The following is a 230-nucleotide window of genomic DNA, read 5'->3' on the forward strand; positions in this document are numbered from 1 at the left end:
GATTTTCAGCCGGAGTCCTCCATGTCCACACGATCCGACGCCGCGCCGATGCGCGGCGCGTCGCTGCTGTTGCTGGCGGCCATCGTCGCTCTGGCGCTGAACCTGCGTCCGGCGATGGCGGCGGTCGGACCTTTGCTGGACCTGATCGAGGGCGCCACGGGCATGGGCTCGACCGCCGCCAGCCTGCTGACCACCATGCCGGTTCTGATGATCGGCCTGGGCGCCCTGTC

The 230-nt window shown here is 69.6% G+C and carries 1 pseudogene; it reads left to right on the forward strand.

The features are described 5' to 3' along the window. Nucleotides 1–21: 21 nt before the first annotated feature. Nucleotides 22–230 (forward strand): annotated as a pseudogene (locus CVH10_RS24975) (MFS transporter); the annotation flags it as partial.

It is taken from the genome of Halomonas sp. ND22Bw (genome assembly GCF_003011945.1).
Taxonomy (GTDB): Bacteria; Pseudomonadota; Gammaproteobacteria; order Pseudomonadales; family Halomonadaceae; genus Halomonas; species Halomonas halophila.